The organism is Vibrio sp. 10N.261.52.A1 (genome assembly GCF_002876325.1).
Lineage (GTDB): Bacteria > Pseudomonadota > Gammaproteobacteria > Enterobacterales > Vibrionaceae > Vibrio > Vibrio chagasii.
This window is the reverse complement of sequence record NZ_MCYD01000783.1, coordinates 1-3926: the sequence shown is the minus strand read 5'-3', so window position 1 is coordinate 3926 and position 3926 is coordinate 1. Positions and strand designations below refer to the sequence as shown.

The window sequence follows — 3926 nt, the reverse complement described above, 5'->3', positions numbered from 1 at the left end:
CTTAACGCCCTGCGGGGCGTTTTTTGTTGTAAGCGTTTAAGAATTTAAGCTTCAAATTTAGGTGACGCCAAATAGCAAAACAGCCGCTGTTGAGCGACTGTTTTTTTAATCATTAACGATTTGGGTGATTAAGGATGTGGTCTTCCCAATCCACAACATCAATTTCGTATACGACTTTGTTGCGAACGCTTTCACCCGCAGCGTGCATTTCAGACTTAGAACCTGTGATTAATGGGTGCCACTCTGGGATCGGCTTAGATTCGGATAGAAGACGGTAAGCACAAGTATCTGGCAGCCAATGGAACTCGTCGATTTTATCACGAGTTAGCTTGAGACATTCTTCACCTGAAGTGAAGCGGTTTGGGTAGTCCTTACAAGAACACGTTTTGTCGTTCAGCCAGCTACACGCCACATTGGTGTAGTAAACCTCATCGCTATCTTCATCCATAAGCTTATGCAGGCAACACTTACCACAACCATCGCACAGAGATTCCCACTCTTGCTCGGACATCTGCTCTAGTGTTTTTTCTTGCCAAAATGGATTCGTCATAGGATTACTTCTTACTCTTTTACTGGGGTGCGTGTTATACCGCTAGCCCATAAAAAGTTCAAGGATAATAATTGTTCATTCTTTGATCCAATCAATAGCTGTCACTGCCATTATTTTTTGCTACTATCGCGCACCCTGTTATTTAGTGAGTTTAATTTGATGGAATGTCGCCTAGGTTGTGGAGCATGCTGTATCGCTCCGAGTATTACATCTGCTATTCCTGGAATGCCAAATGGTAAGCCTGCGGGCATACGCTGCATTCAATTAAACGAACAGAATCTTTGTAAGCTGTTTGGTCAAGACTCACGTCCTAAAGTGTGCCATCAATTCAAAGCTTGCCCTGTTATTTGCGGCAAAACCGATCAAGAAGCACTCGATAACTTAATCGAACTTGAGGCGATCACTTAACCATACCTCTGCCCTTTTCTGACATCTATATGCCCAAGATTTCACAATTTTGCGAAATCTAAACTATCTTGTTGATACTGGTACAGATTAATAAGGATCGTTATGAATAGGTATATCGCAGAAATGTTTGGTACGTTTTGGTTGGTGTTAGGTGGTTGTGGTAGTGCCGTCTTAGCCGCTGCTTTTCCCGATGTAGGTATTGGCCTGCTTGGGGTATCTCTTGCCTTTGGTTTAACCGTGCTCACCATGGCTTTCGCTATTGGGCATATATCCGGTTGCCACCTCAACCCCGCTGTCACTATCGGCCTTTGGACGGGTGGTCGTTTTGATGCCAAAGATGTTGTCCCTTACATCATTGCTCAAGTACTCGGCGGTATTATTGCCGGCGGTGTATTATTTGTGATTGCCTCCGGCCAAGCTGGCTTTGATGCCGTTTCATCAGGCTTCGCGTCAAATGGCTTTGGAGAGCACTCTCCCGGTGGTTACTCACTAACTGCAGCACTGGTCTGTGAGGTAGTGATGACCATGGTATTCCTCTTCGTGATCATGGGAGCGACCGATTCTAAAGCACCCGCGGGATTTGCACCCATCGCGATTGGTCTCTGTTTAACCCTAATACACCTTATCAGTATTCCTGTAACCAATACCTCTGTAAACCCAGCTCGAAGCACGGGTGTAGCGGTATTTGTTGGTGACTGGGCCGTTTCTCAACTATGGCTGTTCTGGGTTGCTCCAATTATTGGTGCGGTGATCGGTGCGGTGATATACAAAGCCGTTCGAGGCTCGGATTAAGATCAGAGAACAATTAGATAGAATAAGCTTTAAGTCATAAAAGAAAAAGCCGCTTAGTGATGATTCACCAAGCGGCTTTTTTAGATCTTATGACGACCGAGCAATGAGTGTGAAAGCGTGGTGCCATCCACCAGCTCTAGCTCACCACCAACGGGAACACCATGAGCGATTCGGCTTGCGTTCACTTCATGGGCATTACAAAGCTCAGCAATGTAATGCGCTGTCGCTTCCCCTTCAACAGTCGGGTTAGTCGCTAGGATTACTTCAGAGATATCACCACGACGTAGGCGGTAGTCCAAAACATCGAGACCGATGTCACTTGGACCAATACCATCAAGTGGTGAAAGGTGCCCCATAAGCACAAAGTAACGACCAGAGTATTGGCCAGTTGCTTCGATAGCTGCAATATCAGCTGGGCTTTCTACTACACAGATTTGACCATTTTCCTGACGTTTAGGGTTGGTACAAATGTGGCAGGTATCTTCTTCAGTAAAAGTACGGCACTCATTGCAGTGACCGATTTCAGTCATTGCTTGGCTAAGAGCATCAGCCAACTGAAGGCCGCCTTTTCTATCGCGCTGTAACAAATGAAAGGCCATACGCTGCGCCGACTTGGGGCCAACCCCAGGTAGACAACGTAAGGCCTCCATCAAATGCTCCAGCATATGACTGGTACGCATATTTAACCGTTCTAATTTTCAAATAACGGCCCGCTCAAGTAAGGTAAGAACGAACCCTTAGAAATAAGTCGCTTAGAAAGGCATCTTCATGCCTGGTGGAAGTTGCATTCCGCCAGTAATGCTAGCCATTTTTTCTTTTTGAGTTTCTTCAACACGACGAGCCGCATCGTTGAAAGCAGCAGCGATAAGATCTTCAAGCATCTCTTTATCGTCTTCCATTAGGCTTTCATCGATATCAACACGGCGAACGCTGTGGCTACCAGTGATTGTTACTTTTACAAGGCCAGCACCAGATTCACCTGTTACTTCCATATTTGCAATTTCTTCTTGAAGCTTTTGCATGCGCTCTTGCATTTGCTGGGCTTGCTTCATCATGTTGCCCATACCGCCTTTACCAAACATGTTAATACTCTCTGGTCTAATTGGTTTATTAAAATTTATTAAGCTATAAGCGCTTAAATGGGGGTTAAAGCAGTGTGATTCAACCCCTCAGTGTTCAGTTCTTCGATCGGCGCATCTAAGATGATACGCCCATCACTAAATCAAAATTAGCGTTAGATAGGACGAACACTATCTCTGTCGAGTTCTGCAGCGAAGCGTCTTTCGATAAACTGTACGTTGGCATCGTTTTCCAAACTGGTAAACGCGTCTTTCAACTTACCTTGGTACAGCCTTTCTCGTAATTCTAGTGGTGTTTCACCATCATCGCCGATTTCGACGCTCAAGTGACACTCTTCTCCGAGTACCGTATTGAGAGACTGTAATAGTTCGCTCTGCGCTCGGTCCGTATTCAAGTGAGCTTGGCTCGATCTCAAGGTTAGCGTTATCGATGTATCATTCTTAGTAAATACAGAGTTCAACGCTAACTGTTCAACAAGCTTAGCTGTCTCTAGCTTTTGAATCGTGGCAGACCATTCATCTTGAGCAATCGACTCGTTAAGCAGCTTTTCTACCATTTCTGGCGTTTTGACGTGCTCTAGCGCTCGCTTGATCTGAGTAGGTGTAAGCTCTTTGCTCGCCTCTTTTACAACAGGTTTAGACGGTTTCCAGCGATAAGGTTCATTATCATTGGTAACATTTTCTGTCGGAGAGGTTGGTAAAGAAGCTGGCGACACCCGCTCAGAACTACCGTGTTGCTGAGCAACTCGGTCAAGAACTGAAGTTTTAGCTGGTGCCGCTTTAGCCTTTTTTGGCGTTGAACCTTTACTGTCCTGTGCTGCGTTACCTCTACGCTGGGAGCGTAATTGGTGGCGCAAACCACTGACAGGTGATGCAGGACGTTCAGGCTGCCCTTCAGACGCAGACGGTGCAACGTTTTGTGGCTGGGCCTGAGCTTGATTCTGATAGCTCGCTTGCTGCTGAGGCTGTGCTTGTTGAGTCATAGGACTCATCGACTGCTCTGAACCGTAGCTTGGACGTTCGTCATAAGCTGGCGGCGCATCATACTGGCTTTGCGGGTAATCCTGTTCTGGATAACCTTGATGACCAGAATGCTC

Annotated in this window: 6 protein-coding genes; 2 read left to right on the top strand and 4 right to left on the bottom strand. The window is 46.1% G+C overall.

From position 1 onward, the window contains the following. Nucleotides 1–112: 112 nt before the first annotated feature. Complete coding sequence (locus BCT81_RS16335) at nucleotides 113–550, bottom strand: YcgN family cysteine cluster protein (protein WP_102425118.1); 438 nt, start codon at nucleotides 548–550, stop codon at nucleotides 113–115. 159 nt (nucleotides 551–709) lie between these two features. On the opposite strand from BCT81_RS16335, the gene BCT81_RS16330 reads away from it, so the two are divergent. Both BCT81_RS16330 and aqpZ read left to right on the top strand, forming a co-directional pair. Further along, the gene (locus BCT81_RS16330) at nucleotides 710–958 is read left to right on the top strand and encodes a YkgJ family cysteine cluster protein (RefSeq protein WP_102425117.1); all 249 of its coding nucleotides are present in this window, start codon (nucleotides 710–712) and stop codon (nucleotides 956–958) included. A 102-nt stretch (nucleotides 959–1060) separates the two neighbouring features. Next, on the top strand, nucleotides 1061–1750 hold the full coding sequence (aqpZ, locus tag BCT81_RS16325; RefSeq protein ID WP_102425116.1) for an aquaporin Z: 690 nt from the start codon (nucleotides 1061–1063) through the stop codon (nucleotides 1748–1750). Nucleotides 1751–1830: 80 nt separating this feature from the next. On the opposite strand, the gene recR is transcribed toward aqpZ, so the two are convergent. The 3 genes from recR to BCT81_RS16310 all read right to left on the bottom strand — a co-directional run. Then, complete coding sequence (gene recR / locus BCT81_RS16320; protein ID WP_004740649.1) at nucleotides 1831–2430, bottom strand: recombination mediator RecR; 600 nt, start codon at nucleotides 2428–2430, stop codon at nucleotides 1831–1833. 72 nt (nucleotides 2431–2502) lie between these two features. Beyond that, nucleotides 2503–2832 (bottom strand): YbaB/EbfC family nucleoid-associated protein, encoded by a 330-nt coding sequence (locus BCT81_RS16315; RefSeq protein ID WP_004740648.1) that lies wholly within the window; start codon nucleotides 2830–2832, stop codon nucleotides 2503–2505. Nucleotides 2833–2984: 152 nt separating this feature from the next. Then, nucleotides 2985–3926: DNA polymerase III subunit gamma/tau C-terminal domain-containing protein (locus tag BCT81_RS16310; protein WP_277869822.1), on the bottom strand; the 942-nt coding region annotated here is incomplete at its 5' end.

Excerpts from the sequence above, each read along its gene's own strand:
- BCT81_RS16330 (WP_102425117.1), top strand. The coding sequence starts at position 710 with ATGGAATGTCGCCTAGGTTGTGGAGCATGCTGTATCGCTCCGAGTATT.
- recR (WP_004740649.1), bottom strand. The coding sequence starts at position 2,430 with ATGCGTACCAGTCATATGCTGGAGCATTTGATGGAGGCCTTACGTTGT.
- BCT81_RS16335 (WP_102425118.1), bottom strand. The coding sequence starts at position 550 with ATGACGAATCCATTTTGGCAAGAAAAAACACTAGAGCAGATGTCCGAG.
- aqpZ (WP_102425116.1), top strand. The coding sequence starts at position 1,061 with ATGAATAGGTATATCGCAGAAATGTTTGGTACGTTTTGGTTGGTGTTA.
- BCT81_RS16315 (WP_004740648.1), bottom strand. The coding sequence starts at position 2,832 with ATGTTTGGTAAAGGCGGTATGGGCAACATGATGAAGCAAGCCCAGCAA.